Source organism: Lysobacter sp. N42, from assembly GCF_004344885.1.
On the sequence record NZ_SKFB01000008.1, the window covers coordinates 43,235 to 63,533 of the forward strand.

Here is a 20,299-nt window from a genome sequence, read left to right on the forward strand (position 1 = left end):
CCCGGTTATCGGCGGCGTCCGTGCCGTACTTGAACGCATGGATCAGCCGTGCTCCGGCCGCATGTACGGAAACAGCAGCACGTCGCGAATGGAAGCGCGATCGGTGAGCAGCATCACGAGCCGGTCGATGCCGATGCCCAGCCCGCCGGTCGGCGGCATGCCGACCTCCAGCGCGCGGATGTAGTCCGCATCGAAGTGCATGGCCTCGTCGTCGCCGCCCTCCTTCGCCTGCACCTGCGCGAGGAAGCGCGCAGCCTGGTCCTCCGGATCGTTGAGCTCCGAGAAGCCGTTCGCCAGCTCCCTGCCGCCCACGAACAGCTCGAAGCGGTCGGTGAGTTCGGGGTCGGCGTCGCTGGCGCGCGCCAGCGGGCTGACCTCGACCGGGTGGTCGGTGATGAACGTCGGCTGGACGAGCGTGTGCTCGACCGTCTTCTCGAAGATCTCCAGCAGCAGCTTCCCCCAGCCGTACGAGGGCTTGACCGGGATGCGCAGCCGCGCGCAGTGCTCGCGCATGCGGTCGAGGTCGCGCAGGTCCTCGCGGGCGATCGCGGGGTTGTGCTCCAGCACGGCGTCGGTCATAGACCAGCGGCGGAAGCGCGGGCCGAGGTCGATCGCCTGCCCTTCCCATTCCAGCTGCGTGGTGCCGAGCACCTCGAGGGCCGTGTCGCGGATCACGTTTTCCGTGAGGTCCATGATCTCGTGGTACGTGGCATAGGCCTCGTACAGCTCGAGCATCGTGAACTCGGGGTTGTGCCGCGTGGACACCCCCTCGTTGCGGAAGTTGCGGTTGATCTCGTAGACGCGCTCGAGCCCGCCCACGACCAGGCGCTTGAGGTAGAGCTCAGGCGCCACGCGCAGGTAGAGCTCAAGGTCCAGCGCGTTGTGGTGCGTGACGAAGGGCCTGGCCGTGGCGCCGCCGGGGATGTAATGCATCATCGGCGTCTCGACCTCGAGGAAGCGCCGCGCATCCAGCCAGGCGCGCATGGCGCGGATGATCTTGCTGCGCTTGACGAACACGTCGCGGGATTCGGGCGTCACGATCAGGTCGACGTAGCGCTGGCGGTAGCGCTGCTCGATGTCGGCCATGCCGTGGAACTTGTCCGGCAACGGGCGCAGCGCCTTGGTGAGCAGGCGCAGCGACGACGCCTTGACCGACAGCTCGCCCGTACGCGTGCGGGTGAGCTCCCCCTCGACCGCCACGATGTCGCCGAGGTCGAGGTTCTTGAAGACGTCGAAGGCCTCGCCCAGCAGGTCCTTCTTCAGCCAGAGCTGGATGCGCCCGGACTCGTCCTGCACCTGCGCGAAGCCGGCCTTGCCCATGTCGCGCTTGAGCAGCACGCGCCCGCCGAGGGCCACGCGGCGCGGGGTCACGTCGAACGCCTCGGCCGTCCAGCGCTCCACATCGGCGAACTCCGCCTGCAGGTCACCGGCGTAATCGATGCGCCTGAAGTCGTTCGGGAAGGCGATGCCCTGCCCGCGCAGCGCGGCGAGTTTCGCGCGGCGCTCGGCGATCAGGTGGTTCTCGTCGGCGTGCGGCGTGGCGGGCGTGGTGTCGGTCATCGTCGTGGTCTTGCTGGTCGTGGGGTGCGGCGGCTTCGTCGGCCTGTGGCTGCGTGGGTGCCGCGTGCGCGGCGCGCCATGGATCGTGCAGTCGACGTCGGTGTACTTGTCTACGGGGCGATCCTTCGCGCCGGCGGGAACGTCCACGCCCTGCGGGACGAAGGACGAACCCCGACGCGAGCGGCCTTCCGGGTCAGACGGCGTCCGCGCGTTTGGCGCCTACCTCGAGCCCGGCCTTGAGGCTCGCCTCGACGAACTCGTCCAGGTCACCGTCGAGCACCTTCTGCGTATCGGAGCGCTCGATGCCGGTGCGCAGGTCCTTGATGCGGCTCTGGTCCAGCACGTAGTTGCGGATCTGGCTGCCCCAGCCGATGTCGGACTTGGTGGCCTCCACCGCGTCCTTCTCGGCATTGCGCTTCTGCAGCTCGAGCTCGTAGAGCTTGGCCGCGAGCATCTTCATCGCGCGATCCCGATTGGCGTGCTGGCTGCGCTCGGTCTGGCAGGCCACCACGATGCCGCTCGGGACGTGCGTGATGCGCACCGCCGACTCGGTCTTGTTGACGTGCTGGCCACCGGCGCCCGAGGAGCGGTAGACGTCGGTCTTGAGGTCGGCGGGGTTGATCTCGATGTCGATCTTGTCGTCGACCTCGGGGCTCACGAACACGCTCGTGAAACTGGTATGCCGGCGGTTGTCGCTGTCGAAGGGCGACTTGCGCACCAGGCGGTGCACGCCGGTCTCGGTCTTGAGCCAGCCGTAGGCGAAGTCGCCCTCCACGCGGAAGGTGGCCGACTTGATGCCCGCGACGTCGCCGCCGCTGGCTTCCAGCAGTTCGGTCTTCCAGCCCCGCGACTCGCACCAGCGCAGGTACATGCGCAGCAGCATCTCGGCCCAGTCCTGCGCCTCGGTGCCGCCGGCGCCGGCCTGGATGTCGACGAAGGCGTTCGCGCCGTCCATCTGGCCGGAGAACATGCGCTGGAACTCGAGCTTGTCGACGTCGGAGGCATAACGCTCGACGTCGTCGACCACCGCCTTCGCGGTGTCCTCGTCGTCCTCCATTTCCGCGAGCTCAAGCAGCTCGAGGGCGCCGACGAGGCCGTCGGTCAGGCTGCGGATGCCGGTGACGACCCTGTCGAGCGAGGCGCGCTCGCGGCCGAGGGCCTGCGCACGCTCCGGATCGTTCCACACGTCGGGGCTCTCGAGCTCCCGGTTCACTTCTTCGAGACGTTCGACCTTGTGGTCGAAGTCAAAGATACCCCCTGAGCGAATCCAGCCGTTCCCGGAGGTCGGCGATTCGCTGGCGCACGGGATTGAGCTCGATCATGTCCGGCGGCAGTTCGTTGATGGCGAACCGCGAATTCTAGCAGCGCGCCTGCTTCAGGCGGGCTCGCGGTGGGCCACGACCAGCTGGATCGCGTCGCCTCCCCGGTAGTCGTCGGGCTCCAGCCGGTAGGCGATCCGGACGCGCTGGCCGGGGGGCTCGCGCTCGGCCCCGCCGAACTCGATCGCGTTCAGACGCGTGCCGCGCAGGTCCAGGTCGAGCCGGAGGTGCCGCTGGCCGACGATCCGCGTGCCCAGCACGCGGAACTCGCCGTCGAACAGCGGCTCGGGAAACGCCTGCCCCCAGGGACCGCCGTCGCGCAGCGCCTCGGCGCAGGCCCGGGAGAGTTCGTGCGGCGCGAGCTCGCCGTCGCTGTGGATCTCGGCCTGCAGCAGCTCGGGCGTGAGATGGCCGGCGGCAACCTCGTGCAGCGCGTCGCGGAACGCATCGACGCGCGCGGCACGAAGGCTCAGGCCCGCGGCCATGGCATGCCCGCCGAAACGCTCCACCAGCCCGGGGCGGACCGCCGCGATCGAGGCCAGCGCGTCGCGCACGTGGAAACCCGGGATCGAGCGCGCGGAGCCGCGCAGCAGGTCGGAACCGGGCGCGGCAGGCGCGAACGCGACCACCGGGCGGTGCAGCCGCTCCTTGATCTTCGAGGCGACCAGGCCGACCACGCCCGGATGCCATTCCGGGTCGAACAGGCAGATGGTGGCGGGAAGCGCACCGCCCGGCAGCTCCACCCGCGCCAGGGCGCGCTCGGCCTCGTCGACCATCTGCTGCTGCACGGCGCGGCGCTCGCCGTTGATCTCGTTGAGCATGCGGGCGATCTCGCGGGCGCGCTCGAGGTCGTCGCTGAGCAGGCATTCGATGCCCAGCGACATGTCCTCCAGCCGCCCGGCCGCGTTGATCCGCGGGCCCACCGCGAAGCCGATGTCGGCGGTGGTGAGGCGCGCCTCCTCGCGCTGCGAGACCTCGATGAGCGCGCGCAGCCCGGGACAGCCCTGCCCCTTCTGCAGGCGGCGCAGGCCGCCGGCCACCAGCGCACGGTTGTTGGCGTCCAGTGGAACGAGGTCGGCGACGGTCCCGACCGCCACGAGGTCGAGCAGCGTGGACAGGTCGGGCTCGCCACCGGCGAAAGCGCCCGCGTCGCGCAGGCGGCGGCGCAGCGCCAGCAGCACGTAGAAGATCACGCCGACGCCGGCCAGCGCCTTGCTGGCGAACGGATCGCCGCGCACGTTCGGGTCGACGATCGCATCGGCCGGCGGCAGCGATTCACCCGGCAGATGGTGGTCCGTGACCAGCACGCGCCATCCGCGTGCCTTGGCCGCCCCCACGCCCGCGTGGCAGGCGATGCCGTGGTCGACGGTGACGACGAGGTCCGGCGCCATCGGCGCGAGCTCGTCGACCATCGCCGGCGTCAGGCCATAGCCATGCACCATGCGGTTGGGGACGGCGTAGGACACGCGCCGCGCGCCGAGCATGCGCAGGCCGCGCACGCCCACCGCGCAGGCCGTGGCGCCGTCGCAGTCGAAGTCGCCGACCACCACGATGTGCGCGTCGGCCGCGATCGCCTCCGCGAGCAGGCGCGTGGCGTCCTCCAGCCCGCCCATGGTGTCCGGCGGCACCAGGTGGGCCAGCCGCGGGCGTGCCTGTTCGATGCAGGTGGCGCCGCGCATCGCGTACACGCGCGCGAGCACGGGATGCAGCGCCGCCGCCCAGGCGCCGGGCGCGACGGGGGCACGACGCACGAGGCGGGCGGCGATGCGGCTCATTCGGCGTCGTCGGCAACCGGGGCGCGCAGTGGACGCCGCCAGAATCTCAGGGCCTGCGACCGGCGGATGCGGTAACGTATGCCGTCGTCGAGAACGAGTTCCAGCGTCGCGAGGCGGCCATGGCGCACGGCGTCGATCGCAGGCTCCAGCCACTGCCGGCACAGTGCGTCGAGGCCGCGCATGCGGCGAAGGTCGAAAGCCGCGTCGCCATGGACGTCGCCCGGCCACTGCGCCGGCAGACCTTCGCGACCGGCATTGGCGAGCATGGCCAATGCACGCACGGCCTCGTCGTCGCTGGCGATGCGGGTGAAACGCGTGGTCACGTGGTCCGGAAGCCGTCCGCCGCCCCAGAACCAGACCGAGTTGACCGGCGCCAGCCCGCGTGTCGCGCGGTCGGCGTTCAGCGGATGCTGGTGCAGCAGGATCTGCGCTTCGCTCAGCAGGGCGCGCCAACGGCGGCCCGCATCGCCCGGCGGCAGGTGCTCGAAGAGGTCGGCGCCAAGCGCCTCGTCCGGGTGGGCAAAGCTCGGCAGGGGCGCGCCGGCATCGACGCGCAGATACCAGCGCGACGGTGCCGTGGCCTCGATCGGCATGCCGAAGTCGCCGAACACCGGTCGCAGCGTGCGCAGAAGGGTTTCGGCGGAGGCATCGTCGAGGCCGAGGCTTTCGCCGATGGCCAGCAGGCGTGCGCCGTTGATGTCCGGCCGCACGTACGCGGGGTCGGCGCGCACCCACTGCGCGCCGGCGGCGTCGCCACGCTCGGCCTGGCGCATCACCGCCGCCATGGGCCATCCGCGGGGCAATACGTCGAACGCCGCGCCGAGCCCGCCGTCGCCGCGATCCCTGTCCGCGCGGCCCAGCGCGCGCGCCACCGCGGCCGGCAGCGCCTGCCCCGCGAAGCGGGTGCGCGGAGGCAGCATGAGCATTGCCGTCGGCATGCTCAGCCGATGTAGCGGACGCCGACGATCTCGTATTCCCGCGTGCCGCCCGGCGCCTCGATGGTCACCGTGTCGCCCTCGTTCTTGCCGATCAGCGCACGCGCCACCGGCGAGGAGATCGCGATCAGCCCCTGCTTGATGTCGGCTTCGAGGTCCCCGACGATCTGGTAGGTCTTCTGCTCGTCGGTGTCCACGTCGGCAAGCTCGACGGTCGCGCCGAACACGACGCGGCTGCCGGCATTGAGCCGGGCGACGTCGATGATCTCCGCGTGCGAGAGCTCGCCTTCGAGCTGCTTGATGCGTCCTTCGATGAAGCCCTGCTGCTCGCGGGCCGCGGCGTACTCGGCGTTCTCCTTGAGATCGCCGTGCGCGCGGGCCTCGGCGATCGCATTGATCACCGCCGGGCGCTGCACCGACTTCAGGTTGTCGAGTTCGGCGCGCAGCTTCTGCGCGCCCTTCGCCGTAATGGGAGCTCTCATTGGGATTCCTGGAATTCGCCGGCGTTCGCCGCGGCGTGGACAAGCGGAAAGCGGTTTACCACGGATGAAAACGGATTTGCACGAAGCGGTCGGCATCGACGTGAAGCGACGTCACCCGTCCGTGTTCATCCGCGTTCATCCATGGCCGGACTTACTCACCCCGCGAGGCTGGCGTGCAGTTCCTGCAGCGACCACACCGGGCCAGTGCCGCGATAGGGCAGCGACTGCAGCAGCGCACGGGCGCCCGCGATCGTCGTCGAGTAGATCACGCGGTGCTGCAGCGCCTCGCGGCGGATCGAGAACGAGTCCGAGATCGCCTGCCGCCCTTCGGTGGTGTTGACGATGTAGGCAATCTCGCCGTTCTTGATCAGATCGACCACGTGCGGCCGGCCTTCGATCACCTTGTTCACCACTTCGCACTCGACGCCGTTGGCACGCAGGAAATTGGCCGTGCCGCGCGTCGCGACGATGCAGTAGCCGCGCGCGACCAGGTCCTGGGCCACGGGCAGCACGCGCTGCTTGTCCGGATCGCGCACCGAGATGAAGACCTTGCCGCTCGACGCGAGCTGGCGGATGCCGCCGGCCTCGTGCGCGCGGGCCATGGCGGCGCCGAAGCTGCGCCCCACGCCCATGACCTCGCCGGTGGAGCGCATCTCCGGGCCGAGGATGGGGTCGACACCCTGGAACTTCGCGAACGGGAAGATCGCCTCCTTGACCGAGAAGTAGTCGGGCACCACTTCCTCGGTGGCACCCTGCTCGGCCAGCGTGCTGCCGGCCATGCAGCGCGCGGCGATCTTGGCCAGCGGCTTGCCGATCGCCTTGGACACGAAGGGAACGGTGCGCGACGCACGCGGATTGACCTCGAGCAGGAAGATCGTGTCGCTGCCGTCGGGCTCCTGCTGGATCGCGAACTGCGTGTTCATCAGGCCCACGACCCGGAGTGCACGTGCCAGCGCGACCACCTGCTCGCGCAGGCGGTCCTGCGTGGCCTTCGACAGCGAGTACGGCGGCAGGGAGCAGGACGAGTCGCCCGAGTGAACGCCGGCCTCCTCGATGTGCTCCATCACCCCGCCGATCAGCACATTGCCCTCGCGGTCGGCGATCACGTCGACATCGACCTCGACCGCGTGGTCCAGGAAGCGGTCGAGCAGTACCGGCGAGTCGTTCGAGACCTTCACCGCATCGCGCATGTAGCGCGCGAGCTCGGCGTCGGAATGGACGACTTCCATCGCGCGTCCGCCCAGCACGTAGCTCGGGCGCACCACCAGCGGGTAACCGATCTCGCGGGCCAGCACCTGCGCCTCCTCCGGGCTGCGCGCGGTGCGGTTCGGCGGCTGCTTGAGGCCCAGCTCGTCGACCAGCTTCTGGAAGCGCTCGCGGTCCTCGGCCAGGTCGATGCTGTCGGGCGAGGTGCCGATCACGGGCACCCCGTTGGCCTCCAGCGCGCGGGCAAGCTTGAGCGGCGTCTGGCCGCCGTACTGCACGATCACTCCGAAGGGCTTCTCCACCTCGACGATCTCCAGCACGTCCTCGAGCGTCAGCGGCTCGAAGTACAGGCGGTCGGAGGTGTCGTAATCGGTCGACACGGTTTCTGGGTTGCAGTTGACCATGATGGTCTCGAACCCGTCCTCGCGAAGCGCGAGCGCCGCGTGCACGCAGCAGTAGTCGAACTCGATGCCCTGCCCGATCCGGTTCGGGCCGCCGCCCAGCACCATGATCTTGCGGCGGTCGCTCGGGTTCGACTCGCACTCGTCCTCGTAGGTCGAGTACATGTACGCGGTCTCGGTGGCGAACTCACCTGCGCAGGAGTCGATGCGCTTGTAGACCGGGCGCACGCCGAAGGCGCGGCGCAGTGCGCGCACGGCCGCCTCGTCGGTGCCGGTGATCTGCGCCAGGCGCGCGTCGGAGAAGCCCATGCGCTTGAGCTCGCGCATGCGCCGGGCGTCGAGGGCGGACAGGCCGGCCGCCGCGACCTCCTTCTCGGCCGCCACGATGTCCTCGATCTGGTCGAGGAACCAGCGGTCCACGTGGGAGAGCGCGTGCACGTCCTCCACGGACAGGCCAGCACGGAACGCGTCGCCGATGTGGAACATGCGCTCCGGGCCCGGCTCCTTGAGCTCGCGGCGCAGGGTCGCCAGGTCCTCCTCGTTCGCGAGATCGAGCCCGGTGGGGTCGAGGCCGACCTTGCCGGTCTCCAGGCCGCGCAGGGCCTTCTGCAGCGACTCCTGGAACGTGCGGCCCATGGCCATGACCTCGCCCACCGACTTCATCTGCGTGGTGAGGCGTGCATCGGCCTGCGGGAATTTCTCGAAGGCAAACCGCGGGATCTTGGTGACGACGTAGTCGATCGAAGGCTCGAAGGACGCCGGGGTCTGGCCGCCGGTGATCTCGTTGCGCAGCTCGTCCAGCGTATAGCCGACCGCGAGCTTGGCGGCGACCTTGGCGATCGGGAAACCGGTCGCCTTGGAGGCGAGCGCCGAGGAGCGCGACACGCGCGGGTTCATCTCGATGACGACGACTCGGCCGTTCTGCGCGTTCACGCCGAACTGCACGTTCGAGCCGCCGGTATCGACGCCGATCTTGCGCAGCACGGCGATCGAAGCATCGCGCAGGCGCTGGTACTCCTTGTCGGTGAGCGTCTGCGCCGGGGCGACCGTGATCGAGTCGCCGGTATGCACGCCCATCGCGTCGAAGTTCTCGATGGAGCAGACGATGATGCAGTTGTCCGCCTTGTCGCGGACGACCTCCATCTCGAACTCCTTCCAGCCCAGCACCGACTCCTCGACGAGGATCTCGTGCACGGGCGAAAGCTCGAGGCCGCGCTTGGCGATCTCCTCGAACTCCTCCTTGTTGTAGGCGATGCCGCCGCCGGTGCCGCCCAGCGTGAAGCTGGGGCGGATGATGGTCGGATAGCCCACGCGCGCTTGGATCTCGACGGCTTCCTCGAAGCTGCGCGCCACCGCGGCCTTCGGGCACTCCAGCCCGATCTCCTGCATCGCCACGCGGAACAGCTCGCGGTCCTCCGCCATGCGGATCGCCTCGCGCGAGGCGCCGATCAGCTCCACGCCGTATTTCTCGAGCACGCCGTTGTCGGCCAGGTCCAGCGCGCAGTTGAGCGCGGTCTGGCCACCCATCGTCGGCAGCAGCGCGTCCGGCCGCTCCTTGGCGATGATCTTCTCGACCGTCTGCCAGTTGATGGGCTCGATGTAGACCGCGTCCGCCATGTCGGGGTCGGTCATGATCGTCGCGGGATTGCTGTTGACCAGCACGACGCGGTAGCCCTCGTCGCGCAGGGCCTTGCAGGCCTGCGCGCCGGAGTAGTCGAACTCGCAGGCCTGGCCGATGACGATCGGGCCCGCGCCGATGATCAGGATGGTCTTGATGTCGGTGCGCTTGGGCATGTCAACGCGCCTCCAGCGACGCAATGAAACGATCGAACAACGGTGCGAGGTCGTGCGGGCCCGGGCTGGCTTCGGGATGGCCCTGGAAGCTGAAGGCCGGCGCGTCGGTGAGCGCGATGCCCTGGTTGCTGCCGTCGAAGAGCGACCGGTGCGTGATCCGCACGTTCGCCGGAAGCGTCGCCTCGTCCACCGCGAAGCCGTGGTTCTGGCTGGTGATCAGCACGCGCCCCGTGTCGAGGTCCTGCACGGGATGGTTCGCACCGTGGTGGCCGAACTTCATCTTGAGCGTGCGCGCGCCGGCGGCGAGCGCGAGGATCTGGTGGCCGAGGCAGATGCCGTAGATCGGTACGCGGCGCGCGATGAACTCGCGCGTGGCCTCGATCGCGTAGGTGCAGGGTTCCGGGTCGCCTGGGCCATTGGAAAGCACCACGCCATCGGGGTTCAGCGCGAGGACATCGGCCGCGGGCGTCTGCGCCGGCACGACGGTGACGCGGCAGCCGCGCGAGGCCAGCATGCGCAGGATGTTGAGCTTGACGCCGAAGTCGTAGCAGACCACGTGGTAGCGGCCCTCGCCCTGCGCGAAGCCGTCCGTGTCGAGGTCGAGTTCCGTCTCGCGCCATTCGTAGGGCTCGCGCGTGCAGACCTCCTTGGCCAGGTCCATGCCCTTGAGGCCGGGAAACTTGCGGGCGGCCTCGATGGCGGCATCGGCATCGACCGCGTCGCCGGCCATCAGCGCACCGTTCTGCGCGCCGCGGTCGCGCAGCAGGCGGGTGAGCTTGCGCGTATCGATGTCGGAAATGGCCACTACGCCCTTCTCGGCGAGCCAGCCGGGGAGCGAGAGCTGCGAGCGCCAGTTGCTGGGCCGCCGGGGCACGTGGCGCACGATCAGGCCGGCGGGCCAGACGGCCCTGGCCTCGTCATCCTTGGACGTGGTGCCGGTGTTGCCAATGTGGGGATACGTCAGCGTGACGAGCTGCCGCGCGTAGGACGGGTCGGTCACGACTTCCTGGTAGCCCGTCATCGCCGTGTTGAACACGACTTCGCCGACGGACAGGCCGGGCGCGCCGACCGATACGCCCTCGAAGATGGTGCCGTCTTCGAGCGCGAGGATTGCGGGTTGGGTCACGGGGGATCGCCTTGGCTGCGAAGGGAGGCCGAGCCCTGCGGCCGCCGGAATCGCGGCTGCAGAAAATCGCGGACGCGGTGCTGGACCGGTCCGACGATGGGCTTCAGGCGAGCGGGAATTCTATCCGCGCGGGGGTCGCTGCGCCAGCGCCCGGTGCACCGCCGGAGCGGCAGCGGTCAGGTCAGCAGGTCCTTCACGGCGTACAGGCCGGGCGGGCGGCCGACCACGCGACGGGCGACGTGCAGCGCACCGCGCGCGAAGATGTCGCGGTTGGTGGCGCGGTGCACCAGCTCGACGCGCTCGCCGGCGGTGGCGAACTGCACCGTGTGTTCGCCGACGATGTCCCCCGCGCGCAGCGAGGCGTAGCGCGGCTCGGCGCCACCGGCCCGGGCCCGCTCGCCCAAAGCCAGCGCCGTGCCCGAAGGGGCGTCCTTCTTGTGCACGTGGTGCGCCTCGACGATGTCGCAGTCCCAGCCGTCCAGCAGCTGCGCGGCACGCTCCACGAGGTCGGCCAGCACCGCAACGCCGAGGCTGAAGTTGGCCTCCCAGACGACCGGAATGCGGCCGGCGGCCGAGCGGACCGCGGCGCGCTGGGCCTCGGAAAGCCCCGTGGTTCCCGACACCAGCGGCACGCCGCGGGCGACGCAGAGCGCCAGCACCGCGTCGAAGGCCTCGGGCAGGCTGAAATCGATGGCGACGTCGAAGGCCGGGGCCTCGTCCATGCGCGCGGGCGGCAATGCCTGGCGGCCGTCGGGGAGCGGCCGTCGTGCGACCGCCGCGACGGGTTCCAGCCCGAGGTCGGGCGCGAGGCGCAGCAGCGCGGAGCCCATGCGGCCGCTGGCGCCGTGGACGAGGAGACGGTTGCAGGATGTCATCGCGACAGGCTATGCGACCGGCGCGGCCGCGATCAATCCGGGAGCGTGTCGAACTCGGGCTCCGTCACGAGGTCCGTCCCCGCAAGTACCCAGCGGTTCTTGCCCGTCGCCTTCGCGCGGTACATCGCGGCATCGGCGCGCTCGAGCAGCGCGTCCAGGCAGGCCGGGCCGCGTGCCTCGACCATGCCCAGGCTGATGCCGATCGCCTGCAGCGAGCCTGCAACCTCGAACGGACGGGCGGCGATGCCCACCAGCCGCGCGGCCAGCCGCGTCGCCGGCTCGCTCGGGCTCGGCTCGACGACCACGAACTCGCCTCCGCCGAGCCTGGCGACGGTGGCCTCCGGGCCCAGCACGTCGGTCAGGCGCTTTCCGATTTCACGCAGCACGGCGTCGCCCGCGGCGTGGCCATGGTGGTCGTTCACGCGCTTGAAGTCGTCCACGTCGACGACCCCCACGAGCGTTCCGGCGTGGCAGGCCGAGCCCGGCAGGAAACGCTGCCTGAGGTAGGCGCGGTTGGGCAGACCGGTGAGCGCGTCGTGCATGGCCTGTCGACGGAGCTGGCGCGCCAGCGCCCGCGCATCGAGCGCACCCGCCACCATCTGCGCAAGCAGCCGAAGGCCGACCACGTAGGACTCGTTCCACGCCACGTGGCGGCGCACGGCGTCGAAGCCGATGAATCCGCGAAGCCGTGCGCCCGACCACAACGGCACGATCAGGATCGACCGGATCCCCTCGCGCTCGAACTCGCGGCGCTCGGCCTGTGCCGCCGGCGGCAGATCCTCGAGGCGGTCATAGCTGAATACCGCGTCGCCGCGAAGGCGCTCCAACAGCCAGGGAAACGTGTCGAGCGGCACGCCCTGGAGGTTCTGCACCTCGCGCGAAACGCCCGGGGCCGTCCATTCGTGCGTATTGCTCTGCGTGCCGGCAGCTTCGTCGATCAGGAAGACGTAGGCCCGATCGACGTCGAAGAAGCCGCCGACGTTGCCGAGCACGGTCTCGATCTCGCCGTCCAGCCGCGCGTCCCCGCTGCGCATGAGCGCGGCCGAGCTGCGCGTGAGCAGCCGTTCGAACTCGAGGCGACGCTCGAGCCGGTGCCGCAGGCGCACGTCGGCGTCGGCAGCCCGCAGCAGGGCGACGCGGTGGCCGCCACACGACGGGCCGAGCGCGAACTCCAGGATGCGCCCCTCGCCGGCATCGAGCACGCCGCGCGCGGCGCCCGGGCCATGGCGATCCACTGCGGCGATGACGCGCGCGCCTATCCCGGCGGCCTCGCGCCCGAGCATTTCATGAGCCAGGGCGTTGGCCGCTACGACTCCGGACGGACCGAGCAGCAGCGCGGCCAGCGGCAGGGCATCAAGGCAGGGCTGCAGGTCAGCGGGACCGTCCACGTGCGCCTCCTTGGCATCGGATATGCCGAGGATGCCAGAGCCGGCGGCCCGCATCAGCTGCCACGGGGCCGCCAGTCCGCAGCCAGCGCCGGCGACCGCTCCCGGCCTGCTCCCGGGCGGCTCAGCCCGTCATCCGCTCCCAGAAGCCCTTCACGCCGTCCAGGAACGTGGACGACCGCGGGGAGTGGCGGCGCGCGCCCTCGCCGCCGAACGTGGCCTCGAACCTCTCCAGCAGCTCCCGCTGCTCGGCGGTCAGGTTCACCGGGGTCTCCACGACGACGCGGCAGTAGAGGTCGCCCGGCTGCCGGCTGCGCACCGAGCGCACGCCCTTGCCGCGGAGGCGGAACATCTTGCCTGTCTGCGTCTCCACCGGGATGCGCAACTCGACCTCGCCCTCCAGCGTCGGCACGCGGATGGTGTCGCCCAGCGCGGCCTGCGAGATGCGGATCGGCACCTCGCAGTGGAGGTCGTCGCCGTCGCGCTGGAAGATCTCGTGCTCGCGCACGCGGATGTCGACGTAGAGGTCGCCCGGAGGCGATCCGGCCGGGCCGGCCTCGCCCTCGCCCGCCAGGCGGATGCGGTCGCCGTTGTCGACGCCCGCGGGAATCTTCACCTGCAGGGTCTTGGTGCGTTCGACGCGACCATGCCCATGGCACTCGTCGCAGGGGTTGGCGATGGTCTTGCCGCGCCCGCCGCAATGCGGGCAGGCCTGCTGCATCGAGAAGATGCCGCGCTGGAAGCGGACCTGGCCGCGCCCGTGGCAGGTATTGCAGGTATCGAGCCTGCCGTCGGACGAGCCGCTGCCATCGCAGGCCTCGCATTCGTCCAGCGTGGGCACCTCGATCTGCTTCTCGACGCCGCCGACCGCTTCCTCCAGCGACAGCTCCATGACGTAGCCGATGTCGGCGCCGCGGCGCGGGCCGCGTCCACCGCCGGCACCGCCGAAGATGTTGCCGAAGATGTCGCCGAAGATGTCGCCCATGTCGGCGTAGCCCGCACCGCCGCCGCCCATGCCGTGCTCGAAGGCGGCATGGCCGTGCGCGTCGTACATGCGGCGCCGGGAGGGGTCCGACAGTGTCTCGTAGGCCTCCTTGCATTCCTTGAAGGCTTCTTCGGCGGCCTTGTCACCCGGGTTGCGATCCGGGTGGTACTTCATGGCGCAGCGGCGATACGCCTTCTTGAGGTCGTCCTCGCCGGCATCGCGGGCGACGCCCAGGACCTCGTAGTAATCGCGCTTGCTCATCGGCGTCTTCGTCGTGCTGCAGATTCATGCCGGCGGTGGATTCACGCGCGGCGGGTCCCCAAGGAAGACGGGAGCCGTCACGCGGCTCCCGTCCGGTACAGCTTACTTCGGCTGGTCGTCCTTGACTTCGGTGAATTCCGCATCGACGACATCATCGTTGCGTGACCCACCACCCGGATTCGCACCGGCGGGCGCCTGCTCCGCCCCACCCTGCTGCGCGGCCGAGGCCACGGCGAGCAGCGACTGCGCGGCCTCCTCCAGCGCACGGCTCTTGGCCTCGATCTGCGCCTTGTCGTCGCCCTTCATCGCGGTCTCGAGCTCGGCGATCGCGCCCTCGGCGCGACCGATCGCATCGCCCGGCACCTTCTCGCCGTGCTCCTTGATCGCGCCGCGGGTCATGTGGATGAGCCCGTCGGCGTGGTTGCGCGCCTGCACCAGCTCGTGGAACTTCCTGTCCTCCTCGCGGTTGGCCTCGGCGTCCTCGACCATCCGCTTGATCTCGTCCTCGGACAGGCCCGAGCCGGCCTTGATCTCGACCTTCTGCTCCTTGCCGGTCTTCTTGTCCTTGGCGGTGACGTGCACGATGCCGTTGGCGTCGATGTCGAAGGACACCTCGATCTGCGGCATGCCGCGCGGCGCCGGCTCGATGCCGGTCAGGTCGAAGCGCGCCAGCGACTTGTTGTAGCGGGCCTGCTCGCGCTCGCCCTGCAGCACGTGCACGGTGACGGCCGACTGGTTGTCGTCGGCGGTCGAGAACGTCTGCGAGGCCTTGGTCGGGATCGTGGTGTTCTTCTCGATGATCTTGGTGAACACGCCGCCCAGGGTCTCGATGCCCAGGCTCAGCGGGGTCACGTCGAGCAGCAGCACGTCCTTGACGTCACCCTTGAGCACGCCGCCCTGCACCGCGGCACCGATGGCCACCGCCTCGTCCGGGTTCACGTCCTTGCGCGGCTCCTTGCCGAAGAACTCGGCCACCGCCTGCTGCACCTTCGGCATGCGCGTCTGGCCACCGACGAGGATCACCTCGGTGATGTCCGAGGCGCGCAGGCCGGCGTCGTTGAGGGCCACGCGGCAGGGCTCGATGGTCTTCTTGACGAGGTCGTCGACCAGCGCCTCGAGCTTGGCGCGCGTCAGCTTGATGTTGAGGTGCTTCGGGCCGGAGGCATCCGCCGTCACGTACGGCAGGTTCACTTCGGTCTGCTGCGCGCTCGAGAGCTCGATCTTCGCGCGCTCGGCGGCGTCCTTCAGGCGCTGCAGGGCGAGCGGATCCTTGCGCAGGTCGATGCCCTGGTCCTTCTGGAACTCCTCGACCAGGTAGTCGATGACGCGCTTGTCGAAGTCCTCGCCGCCCAGGAACGTGTCACCGTTCGTGGCCAGCACCTCGAACTGCTTCTCGCCGTCGACTTCCGCGATCTCGATGATGGACACGTCGAACGTGCCGCCGCCGAGGTCGTACACGGCGATCTTGCGGTCGCCGCCGGCCTTGTCGAGGCCGTATGCCAGCGCGGCCGCCGTGGGCTCGTTGATGATGCGCTTGACGTCCAGGCCCGCGATGCGGCCGGCGTCCTTGGTCGCCTGGCGCTGGCTGTCGTTGAAGTAGGCCGGCACCGTGATCACGGCCTCGGTGACGGTCTCGCCCAGGTAGGCCTCGGCCGTCTTCTTCATCTTGGCCAGCACCTCGGCCGAGATCTGCTGCGGCGCCATCTTCTTGCCGTCGGCCGTGGCCACCCAGGCGTCGCCGTTGTCGTGCTGGGTGATCGCGTACGGCACCAGGCCGATGTCCTTCTGGACCTCGGCGTCGGTGAACTTGCGGCCGATCAGGCGCTTGACCGCATAGAACGTGTTCTTGGGGTTGGTGACCGCCTGGCGCTTGGCCGGCGCGCCCACCAGCACTTCGCCGTCCTTCGTGTAGGCCACGATGGACGGCGTGGTGCGGTCGCCCTCCGCGTTCTCGATGACGCGGACCTTGCTGCCTTCCATGACCGCGACGCACGAGTTGGTCGTGCCGAGGTCGATGCCGATGATCTTGCCCATGGGTGTGCTCCTGCTATGCCTTGGATGCGTGGGGCGCCGTGCGCCGATATGCCGTATCTATGGACCGCTCGCGCCGGTTCAAGCGCGCCGGCTTCAACCGCCCTGCGCGACGACCACCAGCGCGGGGCGCAGCAGCCGCTCGTTCAGCAGCCAGCCCTTCTGGTAGACCTGCACGACGTGGTTCTCCGCCTGGCCCTCGCCCGGCGGCACCATGCTCATGGCCTGGTGGTGCTCGGGGTTGAAGGGCTGGCCGGCGGGATCGATGGGGCACAGGCCGTTGTCGGCCGCCACCTTCAGCAGCTGGCGCAGGGTGAGCTCCATGCCCTCGCGCAGCGGAGCCGCGTCCCCGCCGGCCTGCGCCAGGCCCGCCTCCAGGCTGTCGATCACGGGCAGCAGGTCGCCCAGCAGGCGCTCGTTGGCGAACTTGCGCGCATTCTCGATGTCGCGTGCGACACGGCGGCGCTGGTTCTCGAGGTCGGCGCGCTCGCGCAGCATGTCCTCGCGAAGCCGGGCCAGCTCGGCATTGGCGGCATCGAGCTGCTCCTGCAGCGGCGTGCAGCAGTCGTTCCGGATCTCCCCGCCCGCCTGCGCCGCCTCGGCGGCAGGGGCTGCGGTCTGTTCATTGGTCATCGCAGGCCTTCTCCTTCGCGCCGTCCGGCGCGCCGGGGCCAGCTATGGGGCCACGTGCGGGGGATTCAAGCCTAAGCCGCCGCGGTCGGCCTGCAGGGCGTCGCCCAGGATGTCGGCCGCGGCCTGCACCACGGGAATCACGCGGTCGTAATCCATGCGCGTAGGCCCGATGACCCCCAGCACGCCGAGCACCTGCCCACCCGCCGCATACGGCGCCGTCACCAGCGAGATGCCGTCCAGCGGGGCCAGCCCCGTCTCCTCGCCAATGAAAATGCGCACGCCGGGTGCGCGGGCCGTGCGCTCGAGCAGCTGGAGGATCTCCCGCTTGCGCGAGAACGCGTCGAACAGGTCGCGCAGGCGCTCGATGTCCGCCAGTTCCTGCACGGTCATCAGGCGCGTCTGCCCCGCCACCAGCATGTCGTCGTCGGCGGGCGCCAGCGCCTGCTCGGCGAGTTCGATGGAGCGGCCCATCAGCCGGTTCAGTTCGTCCTGGGCGCTGCGCATCTCGTGCAGGAGCACGCCGCGGATCTCGGCCAGCGTGCGGCCGGCGAAGTGCTGGTTGAGGTAGTTCGCCGCGCGCTCCAGCTCGTTGGCATCGAAGGGCCGGCGCACCTGCAGGATGCGGTTCTGCACGTCGCCGTCGGCGAACACCAGGATGGCCAGCACGCGCTGTTCGTCGATCGGCACGAAGTCGATGCGCCGGAACGCGAACTGCTCGCGGCGGGGCACGCTGACCACGCCCACGAAATGCGTCATCGCGCTCAGAAGTTCGGATGCGCTGCCCAGCAGCGCCTGCGTGCCCGAGCCGGAAGGGAGTTCGCCCCGCAGCCGGGCCCGCTCGCCCTCGGGCAGCGGCCGGACCTGCAGCAGCGAGTCCACGAACAGCCGGTAGCCCTGCGCCGTGGGCACGCGCCCCGCCGAGGTATGCGGCGCGCTTAGCAGCCCGGCGTCCTCGAGATCGGCCAGGATGTTGCGGATCGTCGCCGGGCTCACGTCCAGCCCGGCATGCCGCGCGAGCGTCTGCGAACCCATGGGTTCCCCGCTGCGGATGTAACGCGCGATCAGCGTGCGCAGCAGGTGGCGCGCGCGGGGGTCCTGGCTGGGGTCGGCGGGGCGACGGCTCATGCAGGGCATATAAGCTGCCCGCCGGGCCCGTGCAAGCCGCCTCGTCGCTATGAGTGCGACGCCCGGGCGGGCACAATTCACGCCATGCTGACCCATCTCTCGCTGAAGCAGTTCGCGGTCGTCACCGCTGCCGACCTCGAATTCGGCCGCGGCCTGACCGTGATCTCGGGCGAAACCGGCGCCGGCAAGTCGCTGCTCGTGGATGCGTTAGGCCTGCTCTCGGGCCTGCGCGCCGACAGCGGCGTGGTCCGCCACGGCGCCGAGCGCGCCGAGCTGGCCGCCGACTTCGACCTGGCCGACGCGCCCGCCGCGCGCGACTGGCTGCGCGAGGCGGAACTGGACGACGAGGACGAGGCCGGCACCTGCCGCATCCGCCGCGTGATCCGTGCCGATGGCGGCTCGAAGGCATGGATCAACGGGCGCCCGGCGACCATCGCGCAACTGGTGGAGCTTGCCGGCCGACTGGTCGAGATCCACGGCCAGCACGAGCACCAGGCGCTGCTTTCGCGCGGCAGCCAGCTCGCCCTGCTGGACGCCTTCGGTCGCACGGAAGCCGAACGCCTCGCCGTGGGCCAGGCCGCCGAGGCCTGGGCCGCACTGCTGGGCGAGCGCGACCGCCTCTCCGCGCAGGGCGACGTCTCCGACCGCGTCGACTGGCTCCAGCACCAGCTCGACGAACTCGAACGCGAGGATCTCGAGCCGGAGAGCCTGGAGAAGCTGCAGGCCGATCACCGGCGCTTCGGCCATGCCACGGCGCTCATCACCGCCTGCGACAGCGCGTTCGCCCGTCTGGGCGGCGAGGACGGCCCGTCGATTTCCCGCGTGCTGGGCCAGGTGCGCGGCGAGCTGTCGCGCGCCAGCGAACACGAGCCGCGGCTGGTGGAGGTGGAAGGCATGCTGGATCTCGCCACCATCCAGGTGGACGAGGCCCTGGCGGCGCTGGACCGCATCCGCAGCGATCTCGACATCGACCCGGACACGTTCGACCGCCTCGAGCGCCGCCTCGGGCGCGTGCACGAACTCGCGCGCAAGCACCGCCTGCCACCCGAGCAGCTGGCGGCGCGTCGCGACGCCATCCGTGGCGAGCTCGACGAGCTTCGCGGCGCGGGCGAGCGCCTGGCCCGCCTCGACGGCGAGATCGCGAGCGCGCGCGAAGCCTGGCGCATCGCCGCCGACCGCCTGGGCGACGCGCGGCGCCGCGCCGCGGAGTCGCTGTCCCTGCAGACCACGGCGCTGATGGGCGAGCTGGGCATGGGGGGCGGCCTGTTCGACATCGCCATCGAGGCCACCCCGGGCGACCGCCCCGACCCGCTGGGCGGCGAGCGGGTCGAGTTCATGGTCAGCGCCAACCCGGGCCAGCCGGCCCGCCCGCTGCGCAAGGTCGCGTCCGGCGGCGAGCTGGCGCGCATCTCGCTCGCGATCGAAGTCGCCTCCCTCGGCCTGGACGCCGTGCCGACGATGATCTTCGACGAGGTCGACACCGGCATCGGCGGCGCGGTGGCCCACATCGTCGGCCAGAAGCTGCGCGCACTGGGCATGCACCGCCAGGTGCTCTGCGTCACCCACCTGCCGCAGGTGGCGGCGCAGGGACATGCGCACTACCGCGTGATGAAGTCCAAGAGCGACGGCGTGACCCAGAGCGAGGTCCGCGCGCTGTCACGGGCCGAGCGCGAGGAGGAACTGGCCCGCATGCTCGGGGGCGTGGAACTCACCCGCGAAGCACGCGCGGCGGCCAAGCGGTTGTTGCAGGACGTGGTGTAAGAGCTGGCTTTAGCCACGGATCGACACGGATGGACACGGATAGGGCGCCCATCGACGACGGCGCGGCGCGACCGCGCCTCCAATCCGTGTCCATCCGTGTTCATCCGTGGCTGAACGAGCGCTCTCGCCCCGCCTGACGGGAGCCTCAGCGCCGCTTCCTGCGCACGTACAGGACGAGCGAGTGCGCCTCGATCTCGTAACCGTGCTCGGCCGCGATCCTCTGCTGCAGGGCCTCGATCTCCGCGCTTTCGAACTCGATCACCTTGCCGGTGTCGACATCGACCATGTGGTCGTGGTGCTCGCCGCGGTCGAGCTCGTAGACGGCCTGCCCCGACTCGAAATGGTGCTTGAGCACCAGCCCGGCGGCTTCGAACTGCGTGAGGACGCGGTAGACGGTGGCCAGGCCGATGTCCTCGCCCTGCTCCAGCAGCTGGCGGTAGATGTCCTCGGCCGTCATGTGGCGCGACTGCGCGCTCTCCAGCACGGCCAGGATGCGCAGCCGCGGGTGGGTCACCTTGAGGCCGGCATTGCGCAGGTCTTGCGATTCCATCGGGTCTCCGGGGGCAGGCCACCGCATGCCTCAACCGCGCCTGACGCAGGGCCGCGCGGCGGCATCGCGACGCGGGCCGCAGTGTATCATCCGGC

General features: G+C 70.3%; 15 protein-coding genes. 1 reads left to right on the forward strand and 14 read right to left on the reverse strand.

Going from position 1 to position 20,299, the window contains the following annotated elements:
* Positions 1 to 42: 42 nt before the first annotated feature.
* The 13 genes from lysS to hrcA all read right to left on the reverse strand — a co-directional run bounded on the left by lysS (position 43) and on the right by hrcA (position 17,893).
* On the reverse strand, positions 43 to 1,560 hold the full coding sequence (gene lysS, locus EYQ95_RS13985; protein ID WP_132327912.1) for a lysine--tRNA ligase: 1,518 nt from the start codon (positions 1,558 to 1,560) through the stop codon (positions 43 to 45).
* Positions 1,561 to 1,753: 193 nt separating this feature from the next.
* A protein-coding gene (gene prfB / locus EYQ95_RS13990; RefSeq protein ID WP_132327837.1) for a peptide chain release factor 2 occupies positions 1,754 to 2,882 on the reverse strand; the annotation gives its coding sequence in 2 pieces (ribosomal slippage) (positions 1,754 to 2,806 and positions 2,808 to 2,882; 1,128 coding nt in all).
* A gap of 53 nt (positions 2,883 to 2,935) precedes the next feature.
* Positions 2,936 to 4,654, reverse strand: a complete 1,719-nt coding sequence (gene recJ, locus EYQ95_RS13995; RefSeq protein ID WP_132327838.1) for a single-stranded-DNA-specific exonuclease RecJ — start codon at positions 4,652 to 4,654, stop codon at positions 2,936 to 2,938.
* A complete protein-coding gene (locus EYQ95_RS14000; RefSeq protein WP_243699937.1) occupies positions 4,651 to 5,574 on the reverse strand; it encodes a phosphoglycerate mutase in 924 nt (307 codons plus the stop codon). The genes recJ and EYQ95_RS14000 overlap by 4 nt, the downstream gene beginning before the upstream one ends.
* 20 nt (positions 5,575 to 5,594) lie before the next feature.
* Positions 5,595 to 6,071: a transcription elongation factor GreA gene (greA, locus tag EYQ95_RS14005; RefSeq protein ID WP_132327840.1), complete on the reverse strand. Its 477-nt coding sequence runs from the start codon at positions 6,069 to 6,071 to the stop codon at positions 5,595 to 5,597.
* A gap of 155 nt (positions 6,072 to 6,226) precedes the next feature.
* Entirely contained in the window at positions 6,227 to 9,472 is a 3,246-nt protein-coding gene (gene carB / locus EYQ95_RS14010; RefSeq protein ID WP_132327841.1) for a carbamoyl-phosphate synthase large subunit, read from the reverse strand.
* 1 nt (position 9,473) lies between these two features.
* Entirely contained in the window at positions 9,474 to 10,598 is a 1,125-nt protein-coding gene (carA, locus tag EYQ95_RS14015) for a glutamine-hydrolyzing carbamoyl-phosphate synthase small subunit (protein ID WP_132327842.1), read from the reverse strand.
* A gap of 176 nt (positions 10,599 to 10,774) precedes the next feature.
* Positions 10,775 to 11,473 carry a 4-hydroxy-tetrahydrodipicolinate reductase gene (gene dapB / locus EYQ95_RS14020; RefSeq protein WP_132327843.1) on the reverse strand — a complete coding sequence of 233 codons (699 nt, stop codon included), beginning with the start codon at positions 11,471 to 11,473 and terminating at the stop codon, positions 10,775 to 10,777.
* Between the two features lie 32 nt (positions 11,474 to 11,505).
* Positions 11,506 to 12,861 carry a sensor domain-containing diguanylate cyclase gene (locus tag EYQ95_RS14025; protein WP_165924742.1) on the reverse strand — a complete coding sequence of 452 codons (1,356 nt, stop codon included), beginning with the start codon at positions 12,859 to 12,861 and terminating at the stop codon, positions 11,506 to 11,508.
* 121 nt (positions 12,862 to 12,982) lie between these two features.
* Entirely contained in the window at positions 12,983 to 14,104 is a 1,122-nt protein-coding gene (gene dnaJ, locus EYQ95_RS14030; protein ID WP_132327845.1) for a molecular chaperone DnaJ, read from the reverse strand.
* Positions 14,105 to 14,206: 102 nt separating this feature from the next.
* Positions 14,207 to 16,138 (reverse strand): molecular chaperone DnaK, encoded by a 1,932-nt coding sequence (gene dnaK / locus EYQ95_RS14035; protein WP_132327846.1) that lies wholly within the window; start codon positions 16,136 to 16,138, stop codon positions 14,207 to 14,209.
* 93 nt (positions 16,139 to 16,231) lie between these two features.
* The gene (gene grpE, locus EYQ95_RS14040; protein ID WP_132327847.1) at positions 16,232 to 16,768 is read right to left on the reverse strand and encodes a nucleotide exchange factor GrpE; all 537 of its coding nucleotides are present in this window, start codon (positions 16,766 to 16,768) and stop codon (positions 16,232 to 16,234) included.
* Between the two features lie 42 nt (positions 16,769 to 16,810).
* Positions 16,811 to 17,893, reverse strand: a complete 1,083-nt coding sequence (gene hrcA / locus EYQ95_RS14045; protein ID WP_132327848.1) for a heat-inducible transcriptional repressor HrcA — start codon at positions 17,891 to 17,893, stop codon at positions 16,811 to 16,813.
* Between the two features lie 84 nt (positions 17,894 to 17,977).
* Between hrcA and recN the strand changes: the two genes are divergently transcribed.
* Positions 17,978 to 19,654 carry a DNA repair protein RecN gene (gene recN, locus EYQ95_RS14050; RefSeq protein ID WP_132327849.1) on the forward strand — a complete coding sequence of 559 codons (1,677 nt, stop codon included), beginning with the start codon at positions 17,978 to 17,980 and terminating at the stop codon, positions 19,652 to 19,654.
* 145 nt (positions 19,655 to 19,799) lie between these two features.
* Here recN and fur read toward each other — a convergent pair whose 3' ends face one another.
* Entirely contained in the window at positions 19,800 to 20,204 is a 405-nt protein-coding gene (gene fur, locus EYQ95_RS14055) for a ferric iron uptake transcriptional regulator (RefSeq protein WP_132327850.1), read from the reverse strand.
* Positions 20,205 to 20,299: the final 95 nt, after the last annotated feature.